The following is a 17,652-nucleotide window of genomic DNA, read 5'->3' on the forward strand; positions in this document are numbered from 1 at the left end:
TTGCAGGGGCGTGGGGACGCGCGGGCCAAGCGACTTCCCCGAAGTGCAGGGCACGGGCCTCCGGGTTTCTCAGCCGAGGTACTGGCAGGTGGAGCGCGGCGTATAGGCGCCATGGCCCGCGTGCCCCGTGAACTCCCGCTGTTCGATGACGAATTCCCCGCGGGACAGGACCGTCTCCACCCGACCCGTGACGCGCTTGCCCTCGTACGCCGAGTAGTCCACGTTCATGTGATGCGTGGCTGCCGACAGGACCTGCTCGGCGTGCGGGTCGTAGATCACCACATCGGCGTCCGCGCCCGGGGCGATGGTGCCCTTCCTGCCGTACAGGCCGAACATGCGGGCCGGCGTGGCACAGGCGATCTCGATCCAGCGGCGGCGGGTGAGGTGGCCGTCGACGACCGCCTGGTGGAGGAGGTCCATGCGGTTCTCCACGCCCGGCATGCCGTTGGGGATCTTGGAGAAGTCGCCGCGGCCCAACTCCTTCTGGCCCACGAAGCAGAACGGGCAGTGGTCGGTGGAGACCACCTGGAGGTCGTTCGTGCGCAGGCCACGCCAGAGGGCGGCCTGGTGCTCCCTGGGGCGCAGTGGCGTCGAGCACACGTACTTCGCGCCCTCGAAGTCCGGCTCGGCGAGGTTGTCCGTGGAGAGGAAGAGGTACTGGGGACAGGTCTCGCCGAAGACCGGGAGGTCGGCGTCGCGGGCGCGGGTCAGTTCCGCCACCGCTTCCTGGGCTGATACGTGGACGACGTACACGGGTGCCCCGGCCACCTGCGCCAGCTTGATCACCCGGTGGGTCGCCTCCGCCTCCAGCAGGGCCTTGCGTACCTCGCCGTGATAGCGGGGGTCGGTCTCCCCGCGAGCCAGTGCCTGCTCGACCAGGACGTCGATGGCGAGCCCGTTCTCCGCGTGGGTCATGATCAGCCCACCGTTGGTGGCGGCCTTCTGCATCGCGCGGAGGATCTGACCGTCGTCGCTGAAGAAGACCCCGGGGTACGCGGTAAACAGCTTGAACGAGCTCACTCCCTCCCCCACGAGAAGATCCATCTCCTTCAGCACGTGCTCGTTCACGTCGGAGAGGATCATGTGGAAGGCGTAGTCGATCGCACACTTGCCGTCTGCTTTGGCGTGCCAGGTGTCCAGGCCCTCGCGCAGCGAGTGTCCCCTGTTCTGGATCGCGAAATCGATGATCGTCGTGGTGCCGCCCCAGGCCGCCGCACGCGTGCCCGTTTCGAAGGTGTCCGAGGCGTACGTGCCGCCGAAGGGCATCTCCATGTGGGTGTGGGCATCGACGCCCCCAGGGATCACGTACTTCTGGGCGGCGTCGATGACGCGGTCCGCGGTCCACTCGTGGGTGCCCGGGGCCGCGAGGGCCGCGATGCGGCCATGCTCGATGAGTACGTCGGCGTGGACCTCATCGGCGGCCGTGATGACGAGGCCACCAGTGATCAGCGTGCGGGTCATGCTTCGCACCTCCAGTGCCAGGCATCCGTCCGTCTGCGGTCCCGGCCCGGTCGTCGATTAGTGATCGATGGGATCGATGGGGGGGTGGTCGGTGGGTGGAGTGTGCGCCTCAGTTGCAGCGATCGGGCATCATGACGCCGGATGCGGCGGGTGCGGTGGCTCACCCGTCAGTTCACGTCGGAGAGGATCATGTGGAACGCGTAGTCGACGGCGCACTGCGCGTCGGTGCCGGTCGCGAAGGTGTCGGAGGAGGCGGTCCCGCCGAAGTCGACGCCGCCCGGGATGACGTGCTTGCCGGTGTCGATGAAGCGGTCGGCCGATTCCGGCCAGCCGAGCGCGTATTCCGAGCCGTGTGCGGCCAGTGCGACCACCCGGCCGCCCTCGACCAGGACATCGGCATGGGTCTCGTCGGCGGCGGTGATGACCGGCCCGCCACGGATGACCGTACGACTCACAGTCCTGTCCCCTTCCACCGCCGGCACTCCGGCACTGACCGGAGCGGCAGAAGCAGCCCACGCGCATCGTCACCCGGGCACCGACCCACCCCTGCCGTCCCTGACACCGCGTCGCGGCCGGTCTACACCCGTAGAGCCCGGCCGGATCCACAGACGGTAGAAGCATGACACCCGACCGGGCAATACCGCGGTCGTTAACCCACCGGAACGAGCGGGTTACGCCAGTCGGGGGCCGCTCTCCGGGCCGCCGGGAATCCGTGACGGTCGGCGATCGATACCTACGGACGGTCACCGCGGCGGTCGCCGGTCCGGCTCGGAGTGCACACCGGCCGATCTGCGGCAAAGATGGAGGAACACATGAGGCGCGAGGAGGCGGCATGGACAAGCAATCGCGGCCCGAGCCCGAGGATCTCACCACTCCGGACCGCAGCCTGCACAGCGGTCCGTCGGCCGACGCCACCCCCGAGGACCTGGTGATGGCCACCGGGCGTGACCTGACGCCCAAGAATCTGGAATGGGCACGCCGCAAACTGGCCGCCGAGGGGCAGGCGGCAGTGGAGAAGATCCTGCCCTGAGAGCCACGACGGCCCGCCGGTGCGGCACCGGCGGGCCGTCCGCGCGCGTCAGCCGAGGGGCCGTCCGCGCGTCAGCCGACGGGCTCGGGCCGCGGGACCCGGAAGGCGGAGGTGCCGAGGCCGGTGGGGACCGGCGGGCGCCACCCGCCGGCCGCGTCGGGGCCGCCGGGCTGCTCCGGCGAGTGGTGCCGGACGAGGTCGGACTCCTTGTAGCGCCGGCAGTCGTAGTGCCACTTGAGGATGCCGGACATCCAGTCGCCCAGCTCGGCGATGTAGGTCCCCAGGCCCTTCCTCGCCTCGGCGTCCAGGCCGAAGTCGTCGTAAAGGACCGGGAGTTCGTGCGCCACGATGTGCTCGAACTGGTCCAGTCTGCTGTTCATGAGGTCGTCGACGATGCGCAGCCCGGTCGGGTAGTCGACGTCGAAGAAGTTCTGCACGACGAGGATCGCGTTGTGCACCTCGCCCTCGTACTCGATCTCCTTCTGGTACGAGAAGACGTCGTTGAGCAGGCAGGCGTAGTCGATGACGGCGTTCTCCAGGGCCCGCCACGGCCCGCTCTCGTAGATCTCGTCGGGCACGGTATTGCCGTGGCTGATCCGGGAGAGGCTCATCGTCATGTCGGAGCCGAAGGTGTGCCGCCGCATCTCGATGTAGTCGACCGGGTCGGGGATGCGGTTCTGCACCATGTTGTCCAGCTCCCAGAGCCAGCTCCTGGTCATCACGCGCACCGCGTCGTGAAAGCGGCGGCGGTTCTCCGCGCTCATCGGGCCCGCCGTGCGCTGCCACAGGTCGGCGAGGCCGCGCTCCAGCGCGTGGGTGGCCGGCGGGGGCGGGGAGCAGTCCAGCGGCATGCAGGCCGCCAGCCGCTCGTCCATCGCCTTGGCCCCGGCCAGGTCGCCGCGGCGCCCGAACACCACGGGGTAGTAGTCGTCGCCGTACGTCCCCCAGGCGAGCCACGCGGAGCTGAGGTCGAGCTCCTCCAGAGTGGCGTCGGGGTCCAGACCCGCCGAGCACAGCGGCAGGTCGTAGTCGAGGAGCTTCTCCTCGGTCCACACCTGCGAGCCGGGGATGCCGGGCTGCTCCTCCAGGATGCCCATCCGGTGGGCCCACTCGACGAGGTTCTTCCGGGACGTGTCCAGGTGCGGGCAGAGGCTGCCGGGCAGTGGCTGCTTGAAGTCCGGCAGCCGGGAGGGGCCGACCTTCTGGAACGGTACGTGCGTGAAGGTACGGGCGCGCGCTGCCTCGGCGCGCGCCGTGGTCGGCGCCGTCGGCGTGACGTCCAGCGCGGCCAGGCCCAGGGCGCCCAGCGGCAGCGAGAAGAAGCGCCGCGGGGCCCCGGGGGCCGTGCCCTCCCCCGCGCCGTTCATGTAGCGGCTGGAGACCATGTGCCATTCCTGGCCGCCGGACTGCCAGTCCTGCAGGCCCTTGACGTACGCGAGGACCCTGGCCTGCTCGTCCGGCGCGAGCGCGTACTCGGCGAAGAGCGGCTGCAGTTCGGTGAGCGTGGTGTGCTCGAACTGCTGGAGGCGTGAGGTCAGCAGGTCGTTGACCGCCTCGGCGGCCTCCTGGGTCGAGCAGTCCAGGAACCGCTCCAGGACGAGGATGCCGTTGCTCAGCTCGCCCTCGTCCTCGACCTCGCGCTGGTAGGAGAAGATGTCGTTGCGCAGGTGCACGGCGTCGGAGAAGGCGTCGCGCAGCACCCGCAGCGGACGGGAGGCCGCGACCCGGTCGGGGACCTCGGCCTTGGCCGCGTACTCGATCAGCCCGGCCGACCAGGGCGCGCCGCCGACCTTGCGGCGCATCTCGATGTACTCCACCGGATTCGCCACCCGGTGGGCGTTGATGTTCGACAGCTCCCAGAGGGATTCGTTGAGCAGGTTGACCGTGCTCTCCGAGAAGCGCTCGCGCCACCCCCGGGACATCGCGGGGACCGTGCGGGTCCACAGGTCGGCGAGGCCGGCCTCGACCTGGTTGGTCGGCTCGGGCATCCCCTCCGCGAGGTCCATCGGCATGAAGGCGGGCAGCCGGTCGAGGTACGCCTTGCCGCCCTCGCGGTCGCCGGAGCGCTTGAAGATCTCCAGGAAGTGGTCGTCGAAGAAGAAGACCCAGACGTACCAGTCGGTGACCAGGGCGAGGTCCTCGGCGGAGCAGTCGGGGTGGGTGTAGGCGCAGAGCAGTGCGTAATCGTGGGCGTCGAGGTCCCGCTGCTCCCAGATGCCGGACCCCTCGAGCATGTTCATCTCGCGCGCCCACTGTCTGCTGTGCGTGCGGGCCGCCTCGACGTGTGGGTTCAGGCGCGCCGGATACGGCGTGTAGAAATCCGGCAGTTGGAAGGGCTGTGTCACGGTCCCCGGCCTTTCTCGACGGTGCCGGGGGGGCGGGCAAGGCGGGCACCCTTGCGGATGCCCGCGCCCCCCGGCGTGCGTCCGGGAACTACCCAGCCGGCGGACCGAAAAGCGGGATACCGGAGGAGTCACTCGGACGAGTGATCGAAAAGCAGCCGTGCCGGGTTCCGGTTCAGCGCACGTTGATCGCGACCCAGGCGGCGTTCACGGCCTGGTACTCGGCGCTGGAGGCGCCGTAGAGGTCGCTCGCCGCCGAGAGCGTGGCGGTGCGGGCGGCCGCGTAGTTGGTCGTGGACGTCATGTACGTGGTGAGCGCCCGGTACCAGATCTTCTCGACCTTGGCGCGGCCGATCCCGCTGACCGCCTTGCCGTCGTAGGTCGGGCTGTTGTAGCTCACGCCGTTGATGGTCTTGGCGCCGCTGCCCTCGGAGAGCAGGTAGTACCAGTGGTTGGCCGGGCCCGAGGAGTAGTGGACGTCGATCCGGCCCAGGTCCTTGGACCAGTAGTCGCGCGAGGCGCCGTCCTTGCTGGGCTTGTCCATGTAGCGCAGCGGGGAGCCGTCACCGTTGATGTCGATCTTCTCGCCGATGAGGTAGTCACCGGAGTCGTTGGCGTTGTTGGCGTACCACTCGACCGAGGTGCCGAAGATGTCGGAGGTGGCCTCGTTGAGGCCGCCGGACTCGCCGCTGTAGCGCAGCCCCGCGGTGTTGGAGGTGACGCCGTGGCTCATTTCGTGTGCCGCCACGTCCAGCGACGTCAGCGGGTTGGCGTTGCCCGCGCCGTCCCCGTAGGTCATGCAGAAGCAGCTGTCGGACCAGAAGGCGTTGACGTACGCGTTGCCGTAGTGGACGCGCGAGTACGAGGCGACGCCGTCGTTCTTGATCCCGGAGCGGCCCAGCACGTTCTTGTAGAAGTCCCAGGTGGTGGCGGCGCCGTAGTGGGCGTCGACGCCGGCGGACTGGCGGCCGCCGCCCCAGACGTCGTCGGCGTCGTGGAAGAGGGTGCCGGTGCCGGAGGTGCCCTGGTTCAGGTCGTAGGTGCGGTGGCCGCCGCGGCCGCCGTCCTTCAGGTCGTAGCCGGAGCCGGTGGACGTGGTGCCGAGGGTGACCGTGCCGTTGTAGTCACCGGTGCCGGTGCCGGTCTCGATGCGCTCATCGGCGAAGAGCTGCTTGCCGGTGGCCGCGTCGGTGACGACGTGCAGTTCGCTGGGGGTGCCGTCCTTCTGGACGCCCTTGACGACGGTCTCGTAGGCAAGAACGGGCTTGCCGGTGGCCGCCCAGATCACCTTGCGCGGGGCCTGCGGCGCGTCGGTCTTCGTGTTCTTCTCGGCCGCCGAGGTCTTCAGCGCGCTCTTCTCGGCGCTCGCCGCGGGCAGTTCGGCCGTGGTGGTCGGCACGGCTATTCGTGCCGACACTGCCTTGGTGACCTTGCGGTCGCCGTTCTTCTTCGCGTGCACGACGAGGTCGCCGCCGAGGACCGGCAGGCCGTCGTAGGTCCGCTCGTAACGGGTGTGCACCGTGCCGTCGGCGTCCTTGATGACGTCCCGGGCGACCAGCTTCTCCTTGCCGCCGAGGCCGATGGCGCGGGCGGTGGCGGCGGCGCCGGACTGGGCATCCTGCACGGCGGCGGCGCGCTGCCCCGGCGACAGGGCGACGGCACCGGCCTGGGAGCCGCTCTGAGCGCCGGCCGGGGCGCTCTGAACGCCGAGCACGACCGTGGCCGCCGAAGCGACCAGGGCAGCGGCACGGAGGGCGGACTTACGTCTGTGGGCAGAGCCTCTCACTCGGTCTCCTTGGTACGGGGCCGCGGGGTGGCGGCCCGTCGAGGGGGGTGGGCGGCCATGGGTAGCGGCCGCCCGCTCATACGAGTCGTACGGAGTGGTGCGGATGGTGCGAGGCGGAGCACGGTCCGCGCGAGTACACGCGGAACCAGACCCTCCTGTTGTGAAGCGGCAGTTGGGCCGGTGAGAGCGTGCCACTTCCTGACCGTTTCCGACAGATAAGCAACGAGAATTTGACCGCCCGTTATCCGTACGGCGATCACCGCTTCGCGATCACCTGCGCCGCAGATGCTGCCCCGTGGGCGAGTCCGGACGGTCCAGGAGGCCCCGCGGCACGCCGCTGAACAGGACCTCGCCGCCGCGCCTGCCGCCCTCCGGGCCGAGGTCGATCACCCGGTCCGCGTGCCGGACGACATCCATGTTGTGCTCGATGACCAGCACGGTGTTCCCGGCGTCGACCAGCCGGTCCAGCAGCGCCAGCAGCCCGTCCACATCGGCCATGTGCAGCCCGGTCGTCGGCTCGTCCAGGACGTACACGCCGCCGGTGCCGTCCAGGTGCGTGGCGAGCTTGAGGCGCTGCCGCTCGCCGCCCGAGAGCGAGGACACCGACCGGCCGAGCGGCAGGTACCCGAGGCCCACGTCGTTCATGGCGGCCAGCGGGGCACGCATCGCCGGCTCCCCGGCCAGGAAGTCCCGGGCCTCCTCGGCCGTCAGGTCCAGCATGTCGGCGACCGACCTGCCCCGCACGGTCATCGCCAGTACGTCCTCGTGGAAGCGCCGCCCGCGGCACGCCTCACAGGTCCGGGTGACCGGGTCCATGAACGCCAGGTCGGTACGGATCTCGCCGCGGCCGCCGCAATTCCCGCACGCACCCGCTGAGTTGAAGCTGAACAGGCCGGGCGGGACGCCGTGCGTACGGGCGAACAGCCTGCGCAGCGGGTCCATGAGGCCCAGGTAGGTCGCCGGGGTGGAGCGCGACGATGCCCCGATGGCGCCCTGGCCCACCACGACCGCCTCCGGGTACCGGGCCGGGAAAGCCTCGGTGGCCAGCGTGCTCTTGCCCGAGCCCGCCACCCCCGTGACGGCCGTCAGCACCCCCGTAGGCACGGAGACCGAGACGTTCTTCAGGTTGTGCAGCGTCACGCCCTCCAGAGGCAGCAGCCCTGCGGGCGCGCGGGCCGCGGCCTTGAAGCCGGCCGTGCGGCGCAGCGCGCGGCCGGTCGGGGTGTCCGCCTCCCCGAGCCCCTCGACCGTGCCCTCGTACACCACCCGGCCGCCGTGCGTGCCCGCTCCGGGGCCCATGTCGACGACGTGGTCGGCGACGGCGATGACGTCCGGATCGTGCTCGACCACCAGGACGGTGTTGCCGTGGTCCCGCAGCCGCAGCAGGAGGGCGTTGAGCCGCGCGACGTCCCTCGGGTGCAGCCCGATGCTCGGCTCGTCGAAGATGTACGTCATACCGGTCAGGCTGGACCCGAGGTGGCGCACGGTCTTCAGGCGCTGGCCCTCGCCGCCCGAGAGGGTGGCGGTCTCCCGGTCCAGGCTCAGGTAGCCGAGGCCGATGCCGACGACGCGCTCCAGGGAGGCCACGGCGCGCGCGGCGACCGGCCCGCCCACCGGGTCGTCGATCCCCTGCAGCACGGTGATCAGCTCGTCCGCCTCCAGGGCCGTCATCTCCGCGAGGGTCAGCCCCGCCACCTGGGTCTTGCGGGCGGCCGCGGCCAGCCGCGCGCCACCGCACTCGGGGCACACGTCCTCGCGCACGAAGCGGCGCACGGCGTCCCGCAGCCGCTCGCTCAGCCCCGAGACATCGCGGTTGACGTACTGCCGGTGGAACCCGACCACCAGCCCCTCGTAGGAGTTGTCGTTACGGGCGCGGGCCCGCCGCACCTTGCGCCCCGTGTCGTCGTACAGCAGCAGCTTGCGCTCCGCCTCGGTGTACTGGGCCAGCGGCTTGTCCGGGTCGAACAGCCCCGTCTCGGCGAACATCTGCCACCAGGCGCTGCCCACGCCGACCATCGGGAGCCGGATCGCCCCCTCGTTCAACGACTTCGCGCAATCCAGGGCCCGTTCGAGGTCGAGACGCACCACCTTGCCGAGCCCGTCGCACTCCGGGCACATCCCCGCCGGATCGTTGAACGAGTACGCGGATGCCTCCCCCGCGCTCGGCGTGCCGCAGCGCGAGTACAGCACCCGCAGCATCGGGTGGATGTCGGTCATCGTGCCGACCGTGGAGCGGGCGTTGCCGCCGACCGGCCGCTGGTCCACCACGATCGCCGGGGAGAGCCGCTCGATGGTGTCCGCCTTCGGGCGCTCGTGTTTCGGCAGGCGATTGCGCACGTACCAGTCGAACGTCTCGCCGAGCTGCCGCTGCGACTCCACGGCGATCGTGCCGAAGACCAGCGAGGACTTGCCGGAGCCGGAGACCCCGGTGAAGACGGTGAGCCGGCCGCGCGGGATCTCCAGCGTCACGTCCTTCAGGTTGTGCTCACGGGCCCCGGTGATGCGGATGCTGTCTGTCGCCATACCCCGCACGGTAGGAAAGAAGCAGGACAGTTCATGTCCTGCTTCGCTGCCACCCTGGAGGGCGTGAGTGCGCATGAGTGACACCCCGGCCCGGCTGCTGACACTGCTCTCGCTGCTGCAGACCGGGCGCGAGCACACCGGACCCGAACTGGCCGGCCGGCTCGGCGTCTCCGAGCGGACCGTCCGCCGGGACGTCGGACGGCTGCGCGACCTGGGCTACCCGGTCGACGCCACGATCGGCGCCGTCGGGGGCTACCGGCTCGCCGCCGGTACGGCCATGCCGCCGCTGCTCCTGGAGGACGACGAGGCGGTGGCCATCGCCATCGGGCTGCACGCGGCGGCGGGCGGCGCGGTGACCGGCGTGGCGGAGACCTCGGTCCGCGCCCTGGCCAAGCTGGAGCAGGTACTCCCCGACCGGCTGCGCCGCCGCGTCGCCGCCCTCCAGGAGGCCACCGACCCGCTGTACGGGCTGCTCACCGCCGGCGGCACCGCGCCCACCACGGACCCCGCCGTACTGGGCGTACTGGCCGCCGCGTGCCGCCGCCGGGAGCGGCTGCGCTTCAGGTACGCGGGGCGCGACGGCGCCCCCGGGCGGCGGCACACCGAGCCGTACCGCCTGGTGAGCGCCGACCGCCGCTGGTACCTGGTCGCGTACGACCTGGACCGCGCGGACTGGCGGACGTTCCGCGCCGACCGGGTGCGCGAGCCGCTGGCCACCGGGGCGCGGTCCGCCGAGCGCGCGCTGCCCGCCGACGACGCGGCCGCCTACGTCGCCGAGTCGGTCACCGGCCACCGCGCCCGGCACCGCGCGGTGGTCGTCCTGCACACCTCGGCCGAGGACGCCGCGCGGCACGTGCCCCCGGGCAGCGGGGTGCTGGAGCCGCTGTCCGCCGACCGCTGCCGCCTGCTGACCGGCGGCGACGCGCTGGACTGGCTCGCGCTCCGACTGGCGCTGCTCAACGTGGAGTTCGAGGTGCACGAGCCGCCCGAGCTGATCGTGTACCTGCGGAAGCTGGGCGGCCGGATGGTGGCCGCGGCCGGCGGCCACCATCCCTGAGAGCCTGTGTCAGGCTCTGACCGTGCGGCCGGTCACCAGATCGCGCCGACCCACTCCGGGTGGTCGATGAACGGGTTCCGGTTGTGCTGGTACTTGTCGAAGATGACCTGGTTGCGGTTCTTCTCGAAGTCGTCCGGCGGGTCCTGCTCGCTCCAGGTCTTCAGGACGCTGAGCCGGCCGATGGCGGGCGCCGAGCCGTTGTCGACCTTGTCGTTGGGCTCCAGGTCGGCGAAGCCGTCGTCCCCGTCGTAGCGCACGGCCATGTAGAGGATCATGCGGGCCACATCGCCCTTGACCGCGTCACGGGGCTCGAAGGAGTCACCGTCGGTGTAGTTGCCGGGCGCCTCGCCGACCTCGCTGCCGCCGTTGTCGAAGTCCTTGTTGCCGCGGGTGCTGTTGACCGAGACATCGGTCGGGCGGAGGTGGTGGACGTCGGTGCCGGGCCCTGTCGAAGTCCCGAAGTCGCCGTGCGACTTGGCCCAGACGTGCTCGCGGTTCCACTGGTCGGGGTCGCCGCCGTTGTCGTCCTTGCTCTGCGAGCGGCCGGTGTAGAGCAGGATGACGTTCGAGGAGTTCTTCGGGTCCTGGTCGGTGACCTTCAGCGCGTCCCAGACCTGGTCGTAGCTGAGCTTGCTGACGCCGGAGCTGATGATCGTGTGCAGCGCGGACTTGAGCTCGGGTCCGGTCTTGCCGAGCGCGTCCTTGTAGTACGTGTCGTCGTACGCGGTGGTGTCGTACGCGGTGGCGGTGGTGCGGTGCGAAGGGGCGGGCTCGGGGGCCGCGGTGGCCGGTACCTGGACGGCCAGGGCGAGCAGGGCGGTCCCGGTGAGTGCCGTGACGATTCTGCGCCGAGTGGTGGTACGGGATATGTCCACGAGTGGTGTCCTCTCCCCCATGCGCGTGGGCCGGCCCGCGCGGATACGTGGGGGAGCGCGGGCCGAGGCCGGCCGACGGTCTGTCGACCGCAGGCATGCTGCCACTCCGGCATCACCACGGTGTGACCCTTGTGGTGTGAAGGGGTGTCAGAAGTGTGGAGATCTACGGGTGTAGAGCGCCACGTGTGACCCGGGGGCCGGGCCTGACGCCCCTCAGGGGGAGATCTCCGCCAGTTGCGGGAACGTCTGGGAGAGCAGGACACACAGCAGCGAGACAAGCACCGCGGCCACGATCACCCCGAGGCAGCCGAACACGTCCCGCAGCGTACTCGCGAGCGGGCCGAGGCGGACGCGGAGCGGATGGTCGGGCAGCCGGTGCGGGCGGCTGCCCCGGGACACACTGGACATGCTTCAGTGTCGCCGGACCCCGTCGCGCCGCCGCTCGTTTTCGGCACGGCCACGACGGGGCACGGAGTGCCGCGACCAGGGGGTATGACCCGACTCCTCACATGTTGATCATGTGTCCCGCGAGCCCGTGCACGGCCTCCTTCACCGCCTCGCCGAGGGTCGGGTGTGCGTGGACGTTGCGGGCCACTTCGTGGACCGTCAGGTCCCACTGCTGAGCCAGCGTCAACTCCGGCAGCAGTTCGGTGACTTCGGGTCCGATGAGGTGAGCGCCGAGCAGTTCGCCGTACCGGCCGTCGCTGAGGATCTTCACGAAGCCGACGCTGTCGCCGAGGCCGTGCGCCTTGCCGTTCGCGGTGAACGGGAACTTCGCGACCTGGACGTCGAAGCCCTGCTCGCGGGCCTGCTCCTCGGTCCACCCGAAGCTGGCGATCTGCGGCTGGCAGTACGTCGCGCGCGGGATCATGACGTACTCCAGCTCCATGGTCTCCGCGTCCGCGATCGCCTCCGCGGCGACGATGCCCATGGACTCGGCGGCGTGCGCGAGCATCAGCTTCGCGGTGACGTCACCGATCGCGAAGAGGTGCGGGACGCTCGTACGGCAGCGGCCGTCGACGTCGATGGCGCCGCGCTCGGTGAGCCGTACGCCGGTGTTCTCCAGGCCGTAGCCCTCCACGCGCGGCTGGAAGCCGATCGCCTGCAGGACCTTGTCCGCCTCCAGCGTCTGCCGCTGCCCGCCCGTGCTGACGTGCACCTTCACGCTGCCGCTGCCGTCGTCGTCGATGGCTTCGACGCGGGTGGAGGTGAGCAGGTTGATGCCCAGGCGCTTGTACCGCTTGGCCAGCTCGGCGGAGACCTCGGCGTCCTCCAGCGGCACCAGTCGGTCCAGGAACTCCACGATCGTGACGTCCACGCCGTAATTGCGCAGGACGTACGCGAACTCCACGCCGATCGCGCCGGCGCCCGCGATGATGATGCTGCGGGGCAGCTCGTCGCTGAGGATCTGCTCCTCGTACGTCACCACCCGCTCGCTCAGGGAGGTGCCCGGCAGCAGCTTGGTGGTGGCGCCCGCGGCGATGATGCAGTGGTCGAACGTGACGGTCTCCGAGCCGCCGTCGGAGAGCGCGACCTGGAGGGTGTGCGGGTCGGCGAAGGTGCCGCGGCCCTCGTACTGCGTGATCTTGTTCTTCTTCATGAGGTAGTGCACGCCCTTGACGCGCCCGTCCGCGACCTTGCGGCTGCGGGTGAAGGCGGCGCCGTAGTCGAACGTGACCTCGCCGCTCGCCTGGATACCGAAGGTCTTGGCCTCCTGCGTGAACAGATGGGCCAGCTCGGCGTTGCGCAGCAGGGCCTTGGAGGGGATGCAGCCCACGTTCAGGCAGACCCCGCCCCAGTACTTCTCCTCGATGATCGCCACGCTGCGGCCGAGCTGGGCCGCGCGGATCGCGGCGACGTAGCCACCGGGGCCCGCGCCGAGGACGACGACGTCAAAGTGTGCACTCATACCGGCAGCGTAGGTCGGCACCCGCCACGTGCGCAGGGCGTTGGGGGGGACGCCGCGTAGGCCGTTCGGCGCACCGCATCCGGAAAAAAGGGGAAGCCCCGGCCAGACGGGGGAAGCCGGCCGGGGCTGGTGTGTGGGGCGCGGCCGCGGTTACCGCGGGGGCGCCGGAGCGCGAGGTCAGCGGCGGTGCGTCGCCGTCCCTCACTTCCTTTGAATAGTAAACCATCGTTCGCAGTGGCGACGAGCCGGGGCCCGGGAGGTGGCACCGGGGGCCGGGCAACGGGCCGTGCCGGGCCGTACGAGGCCGACGTGCGGCGCCCCGGGGCCGCCATGATCGGCTTGATCCTTCCCCGTGGGGCGTGCGCCGGTGGCCCTCCGGGTGCCCGCTCCGGGAGCCCGTACGCCCGTGAGCGCCGGTCGCCCCCTGAGGTGCGGGTGTTCACTCCGTCACAGCGGGTCGGCAAACGGGTACTCGATGGTTGGGGCGTGGGCGAGCGGGAATGACCGCTCCCGTCGGCAGGCCGTGTGGATCGCACCGGCCACGGCGGAGGGGTCGACGCGCTGACCGTACGCCCTCCGCCACCGTCAAGGGAGGGAGTGAGACCCAATGCACGCGAACAGGAACCGCGCCGCGCGCGTCGAATACGCGCTGCCACGCGAGGTCGCGTCGGCCCGCTGGGCCAGGAGGTTGACCAGCGGCTTCCTCGGCCATCCGGAGATGCCCGACGGAGTGTCCGGCCGGGTGGACGAAGCGGTACTCATCGTGTCCGAGCTGGTCACGAACGCGGTGCGGCACGGCAACAGCCGCTGCCGGCTCCGCCTCAGCGCCGCGGCCAGCGGCGTCACCATCGAGGTGCACGACGACAGCCCGCGCACCCCCACCGTCCAGCCGCTCTCCGACGAGGCGGTCGGCGGCCGGGGCATGGCCATCGTGGGACTGCTGTCCCGGCAGTTCGACATCACCGCGGACCGCGGCGGCGGCAAGACCGTACGGGCGGTCCTCGCGGGCACGTGAAGGGCCGCGGGCAACGCATCGGCCGACGCGCCGCACGGCGCACCACCGGGGCCCGGACCCCGCCCCACCAGCTCGGCGTTCACCCGTACCGTCCCGAGCCGCCGCTCAGTCGGCGCTCAGCCCGCCTTCCGGCGTGACGCGGTCTTCTTCGCCGGGGTCTTCTTCGCCGTCGCGGTCTTCTTCGCGGCGCCCTTCTCAGCAGAAGCGGTTTTCTTGGCGGCGCCCTTCTCAGCGGGAGCAGCCTTCTTGGCGGTGCTCTTCTTCGCGGGAGCGGTCTTCTCAGCCGCGGCCTTCTTCCCCGCGGATCCGGTGGACCCGGCCGATCCCGCCGCCCCCGTCCCTTTCTTCCCCGCCGCCCCCGTCGCCTTCGCCGAGGACTTCCCCCGCAGCCGCGTGACGGACGCCGAAGTACCGCTCTCCTCATCGTCCCCGCCGCGCCCCTCCTGCGCGGCCCGCACGCTGTCCTCCAGGGCCGCCATCAGGTCGATGACCTTGCCGCCGCGCCGCGGGCCCTCCGAGGGCACGGCCGGCTCGCCGCCCTCCAGCTTCGCGGTGACCAGCTCCTCGACCGCGTCCCGGTAGTCGTCGTGCAGCTCGCCCTGGTCCAGCTCGCCGAGCGAGTCCATCAGGGTCTCGGCGAGGGTGAGTTCGTTGTCCCGGATCTGGACGTTCTCCTTGGGCGCGAGGCCGGCCGGGGAGCGGATCTGGTCCGGCCACAGCAGCGCGTGCATCACGATCGCGTCGTCGTGCACCCGCAGCATGGCCAGCGTCTCCCGGTTGCGCAGCGCGACCTTGCCGATGGCCACCTTCTGGTGGTGCACCAGCGCGTCCCGCAGCAGGACGTACGGCTTGGCGGCGGACGGGCCGTTCGCGCCGAGGTAGTACGCCTTGTCCATCTGCAGCGGGTCGATGTCGGAGGCGTCGACGAACGCGAGGATGGTCAGCGTCTTGGCGGTGGGCAGCGGCAGCGAGGCCAGGTCGGCATCGGTGAGCGGGACGATCATGTCGGAGGCGGCCTGGTACCCCTTGCCGATCTCGTCCTGGGACACCTCCTGGCCGTCCAGCTCGCACACCTTGCGGTAGCGGATGCGGCCGCCGTCCTTCTCGTGGATCTGGACGAAGGAGACCGCCGAGGCGCTGTCCGTCGCGCTGTACATCTTCACCGGGATGCTGACCAGGCCGAAGGAGATCGACCCGTTCCAGATGGATCTCATACGTGCGTCCCTCAGTGTTCGCCCGTTACGTCACGATTCGTGCGACTCTCAGGGTATGCCGATCACCGAGATCGAGGGACGCCGGCTGACGGTCACCCGCCTGGACAAGGTGCTCTACCCGGCCACCGGGACCACGAAGGGCGAGGTGCTGCACTACTACGCGCAGACCGCGGGCGCGATGCTCGCCCACCTCTACGACCGCCCGGTCTCCTTCCTGCGGTATCCGGACGGGCCGGACGGCGAGACGTTCTTCACCAAGAACGTGCCGCCCGGTACGCCCGCCTGGGTGAAGACCGTCGATCTGACCCGCCGGAGCGGCAAGACCGGCCGCCAGGTGGTGCTGCAGGACACCGCGTCCCTGATGTGGGCGGCCAACCTCGTCGTCGAGCTGCACACCCCGCAGTGGCGCAAGGACGAGCCGGGCGTGGCCGACCGGCTGGTGCTGGACCTGGACCCCGGCGCACCGGCCACCATCGTCGACTGCTGCGCGGTCGCCGGGTGGCTGCGCGAGCGACTGTCGGCGGACGGCCTCCACGTGTACGCGAAGACCTCCGGTTCCAAGGGCCTGCATCTGCTCGTGCCGATCGAGCCCACCCCGTCGGACGAGGTCACCGCGTACGCCAAGGGCATCGCGGTGGAGGCGGAGCACGAGCTGCACGAGCAGGTGGTGCACCGGATGACCAAGGCGCTGCGGCCCGGCAAGGTCTTCATCGACTTCAGCCAGAACAGCGCGGCGAAGACCACGGCCACGCCGTACACCGTGCGCGCACGCGCCGAGCCGACCGTCTCCACGCCGGTGACCTGGGACGAGATCGACGGCTGCGCGGACCCCGCCGACCTGCACTTCCTCATCGGCGACATCGCGGAGCGCCGCGAGCGGTACGGCGATCTGCTCGGCCCGCTGATCAACCTCAACCGGGCGAAGCGGCTGCCGCGCGCGAAGCGTTAGTCCGCCAACTCCCTTTTCCTGTCCATGACTTGGCAACTCCTTCTTGTGTCCGCCGCGCCTGCCGCGCAGACTGTGACAGGCCGCCGGTGCGGTGGCCCGAGTGAGCACGGGGGCTTGCCATGACGACAGCGGACGTGTCCAGGATCGATCGCCACGTGCGACGCGAGGTGGAACGGAGAGGCCTCTTCCTCGTCCCGCTCGCCTCGGAACCCGGCATGCCGGACTACTTCATCTTCGTCTGCACGGACCCGAACCCGAACGACTGCGGCTTCACCAGGGTGGGACAGGTGTCCACGACGGGCGGCGCCCACCACGTCGTGTACGCGATGGACGGCCAACGCCGTCAGCCTGCGGTGTCGCTCTCCCAGATCCGGGGGCACTTCCCGACCTGGGAAGACGGGATCATGACCGTCCTCCACGCGTTCGACCGGTGGCAGTGAAGCGCCTGCCGTCCCTCAGTCCAGCCGCGTGAGATCGGGCCGCAGCCGGTGCCAGGTCGGGTGGCGCAGCCGGCCCGCCGCCGTCCAGCCGGAGTAGCCGACCTCGGCCACCAGCCGCGGCTCCACCCAGCGGGCGCCCGGCACCTCGACCGGCCCGGCGAACGGTGAGGTGTCGCGCGCGAGGATCTCGAAGTACCGCGCCAGCTCCTGCCGTTCGCGTTCCGAGAGGCCGGAGCCGACCGAGCCGGCGTACCGCAGCACGCCGCCCGCCTCCTCGATCCCCGCGAGCACCGACCCGGGCAGCCCGGCGATCCCGCCGCGCCCCTCCCACCAGCCGCCGATGACGATGTCGAGGGTGCGCACGTGCTTGGTCTTGCGCCAGTCGGCGGACCGCACGCCCGGGGTGTAGACGGAGCCGAGCCGCTTGGCGAGCACGCCTTCCAGGCCGTTGCGCAGCGTCGTCTCCCACACCTCGGCGCCCTTCCCCACGACGTGTCCGGGAGCCGACCATTCCGGCGCCGCGAGCTCCAGGCCCGCCAGCGCCTCCCTGCGCTCCTCGTACGGGGCGTCCAGCAGCGGCCGCCCGTCCAGGTACAGCACGTCGAAGAGGACGAGGTGGACGGGGTGGTCGGTGAGCAGCCGGGCGGTGCGGCGCGCGTCCGCGACGTTCATCCGGCGCTGGAGCCGCCCGAAGTCGGGCCGGCCGTCCGCGTCGAGCACCACGACCTCGCCGTCCAGGACGGCGGACCGGCCGCGCAGCGCGTCGCCGAGGGCCACCAGCTCGGGGTAGGTCCGGGTGGCGTCGTTGCCCGCGCGGGTGACGAGCCGCACGGACCCGTCCCCCGGCACGTGCGCGAGGCAGCGCACCCCGTCCCACTTCACCTCGTACGCCCAGGCCGGATCGGCGCCGTCTGCGGGCAGCGGACCCGGCGTGGCGAGCATGGGCCGCAGGGCGGACAGGTCGGGCGGGTCTGCGGGCCGGGGTGCGGGCGGTGCCATGCTCCGATGATCAGCGCTCGCGCGGGCCCGCGCAGGTTGGGCGGGCCCGCGC

14 protein-coding genes and 1 pseudogene are annotated in these 17,652 nt (G+C 71.0%); 5 read left to right on the plus strand and 10 right to left on the minus strand.

All coding sequences use genetic code 11. From position 1 onward, the window contains the following. Nucleotides 1–69: 69 nt before the first annotated feature. Both hydA and IG84_RS0123470 read right to left on the minus strand, forming a co-directional pair. Nucleotides 70–1,461, minus strand: a complete 1,392-nt coding sequence (hydA, locus tag IG84_RS0123465; RefSeq protein ID WP_031060690.1) for a dihydropyrimidinase — start codon at nt 1,459–1,461, stop codon at nt 70–72. Between the two features lie 170 nt (nt 1,462–1,631). After that, nucleotides 1,632–1,916: pseudogene (locus IG84_RS0123470) on the minus strand (dihydropyrimidinase); the annotation flags it as partial. Between the two features lie 377 nt (nt 1,917–2,293). Here IG84_RS0123470 and IG84_RS0123475 point away from each other — a divergent pair. After that, nucleotides 2,294–2,491, plus strand: coding sequence for a hypothetical protein (locus IG84_RS0123475; protein ID WP_030252762.1), 198 nt, complete (start codon nt 2,294–2,296; stop codon nt 2,489–2,491). A gap of 71 nt (nt 2,492–2,562) precedes the next feature. On the opposite strand, the gene IG84_RS0123480 is transcribed toward IG84_RS0123475, so the two are convergent. From IG84_RS0123480 to IG84_RS0123490, 3 genes are all read right to left on the minus strand, one after another. Beyond that, complete coding sequence (locus tag IG84_RS0123480) at nt 2,563–4,836, minus strand: terpene synthase family protein (RefSeq protein WP_031060696.1); 2,274 nt, start codon at nt 4,834–4,836, stop codon at nt 2,563–2,565. Between the two features lie 172 nt (nt 4,837–5,008). Continuing rightward, the gene (locus tag IG84_RS0123485; RefSeq protein ID WP_031060698.1) at nt 5,009–6,619 is read right to left on the minus strand and encodes a M4 family metallopeptidase; all 1,611 of its coding nucleotides are present in this window, start codon (nt 6,617–6,619) and stop codon (nt 5,009–5,011) included. A 270-nt stretch (nt 6,620–6,889) separates the two neighbouring features. Beyond that, nucleotides 6,890–9,142 (minus strand): excinuclease ABC subunit UvrA, encoded by a 2,253-nt coding sequence (locus IG84_RS0123490; RefSeq protein ID WP_031060703.1) that lies wholly within the window; start codon nt 9,140–9,142, stop codon nt 6,890–6,892. Nucleotides 9,143–9,215: 73 nt separating this feature from the next. On the opposite strand from IG84_RS0123490, the gene IG84_RS0123495 reads away from it, so the two are divergent. Then, nucleotides 9,216–10,199: a helix-turn-helix transcriptional regulator gene (locus tag IG84_RS0123495; RefSeq protein WP_031060714.1), complete on the plus strand. Its 984-nt coding sequence runs from the start codon at nt 9,216–9,218 to the stop codon at nt 10,197–10,199. Between the two features lie 32 nt (nt 10,200–10,231). On the opposite strand, the gene IG84_RS0123500 is transcribed toward IG84_RS0123495, so the two are convergent. The 3 genes from IG84_RS0123500 to lpdA form a co-directional block, all read right to left on the minus strand. Beyond that, the gene (locus tag IG84_RS0123500) at nt 10,232–11,095 is read right to left on the minus strand and encodes an endonuclease I family protein (RefSeq protein ID WP_078649265.1); all 864 of its coding nucleotides are present in this window, start codon (nt 11,093–11,095) and stop codon (nt 10,232–10,234) included. Nucleotides 11,096–11,287: 192 nt separating this feature from the next. Next, on the minus strand, nt 11,288–11,482 hold the full coding sequence (locus IG84_RS0123505; RefSeq protein WP_031060721.1) for a hypothetical protein: 195 nt from the start codon (nt 11,480–11,482) through the stop codon (nt 11,288–11,290). 97 nt (nt 11,483–11,579) lie between these two features. Then, complete coding sequence (gene lpdA, locus IG84_RS0123510; RefSeq protein WP_031060723.1) at nt 11,580–12,983, minus strand: dihydrolipoyl dehydrogenase; 1,404 nt, start codon at nt 12,981–12,983, stop codon at nt 11,580–11,582. Between the two features lie 607 nt (nt 12,984–13,590). Here lpdA and IG84_RS0123515 point away from each other — a divergent pair. Then, nucleotides 13,591–13,998, plus strand: a complete 408-nt coding sequence (locus tag IG84_RS0123515; RefSeq protein ID WP_031060725.1) for an ATP-binding protein — start codon at nt 13,591–13,593, stop codon at nt 13,996–13,998. 116 nt (nt 13,999–14,114) lie between these two features. Here IG84_RS0123515 and ku read toward each other — a convergent pair whose 3' ends face one another. Beyond that, nucleotides 14,115–15,212 carry a non-homologous end joining protein Ku gene (ku, locus tag IG84_RS0123520; protein WP_031060728.1) on the minus strand — a complete coding sequence of 366 codons (1,098 nt, stop codon included), beginning with the start codon at nt 15,210–15,212 and terminating at the stop codon, nt 14,115–14,117. Nucleotides 15,213–15,267: 55 nt separating this feature from the next. Between ku and ligD (IG84_RS0123525) the strand changes: the two genes are divergently transcribed. Together ligD (IG84_RS0123525) and IG84_RS0123530 are read left to right on the plus strand one after the other, a co-directional pair. Further along, complete coding sequence (gene ligD, locus IG84_RS0123525) at nt 15,268–16,161, plus strand: non-homologous end-joining DNA ligase (protein WP_031060730.1); 894 nt, start codon at nt 15,268–15,270, stop codon at nt 16,159–16,161. Between the two features lie 155 nt (nt 16,162–16,316). Continuing rightward, a complete protein-coding gene (locus tag IG84_RS0123530) occupies nt 16,317–16,601 on the plus strand; it encodes a hypothetical protein (RefSeq protein ID WP_157848934.1) in 285 nt (94 codons plus the stop codon). Nucleotides 16,602–16,616: 15 nt separating this feature from the next. On the opposite strand, the gene ligD (IG84_RS0123535) is transcribed toward IG84_RS0123530, so the two are convergent. Then, nucleotides 16,617–17,600 (minus strand): non-homologous end-joining DNA ligase, encoded by a 984-nt coding sequence (gene ligD, locus IG84_RS0123535; RefSeq protein WP_031060736.1) that lies wholly within the window; start codon nt 17,598–17,600, stop codon nt 16,617–16,619. Nucleotides 17,601–17,652 lie beyond the last annotated feature (52 nt).

It is taken from the genome of Streptomyces ochraceiscleroticus (assembly GCF_000720485.1).
Taxonomy (GTDB): Bacteria; Actinomycetota; Actinomycetes; order Streptomycetales; family Streptomycetaceae; genus Streptomyces; species Streptomyces ochraceiscleroticus.

Bases quoted from the DNA above. Each gene is read 5' to 3' on its own strand.
- IG84_RS0123500 (WP_078649265.1), bottom strand. From the start codon at position 11,095: ATGGGGGAGAGGACACCACTCGTGGACATATCCCGTACCACCACTCGG.
- IG84_RS0123475 (WP_030252762.1), top strand. From the start codon at position 2,294: ATGGACAAGCAATCGCGGCCCGAGCCCGAGGATCTCACCACTCCGGAC.
- ligD (WP_031060730.1), top strand. From the start codon at position 15,268: ATGCCGATCACCGAGATCGAGGGACGCCGGCTGACGGTCACCCGCCTG.
- hydA (WP_031060690.1), bottom strand. From the start codon at position 1,461: ATGACCCGCACGCTGATCACTGGTGGCCTCGTCATCACGGCCGCCGAT.
- ligD (WP_031060736.1), bottom strand. From the start codon at position 17,600: ATGGCACCGCCCGCACCCCGGCCCGCAGACCCGCCCGACCTGTCCGCC.
- lpdA (WP_031060723.1), bottom strand. From the start codon at position 12,983: ATGAGTGCACACTTTGACGTCGTCGTCCTCGGCGCGGGCCCCGGTGGC.
- ku (WP_031060728.1), bottom strand. From the start codon at position 15,212: ATGAGATCCATCTGGAACGGGTCGATCTCCTTCGGCCTGGTCAGCATC.
- IG84_RS0123515 (WP_031060725.1), top strand. From the start codon at position 13,591: ATGCACGCGAACAGGAACCGCGCCGCGCGCGTCGAATACGCGCTGCCA.
- IG84_RS0123490 (WP_031060703.1), bottom strand. From the start codon at position 9,142: ATGGCGACAGACAGCATCCGCATCACCGGGGCCCGTGAGCACAACCTG.
- IG84_RS0123505 (WP_031060721.1), bottom strand. From the start codon at position 11,482: ATGTCCAGTGTGTCCCGGGGCAGCCGCCCGCACCGGCTGCCCGACCAT.
- IG84_RS0123495 (WP_031060714.1), top strand. From the start codon at position 9,216: ATGAGTGACACCCCGGCCCGGCTGCTGACACTGCTCTCGCTGCTGCAG.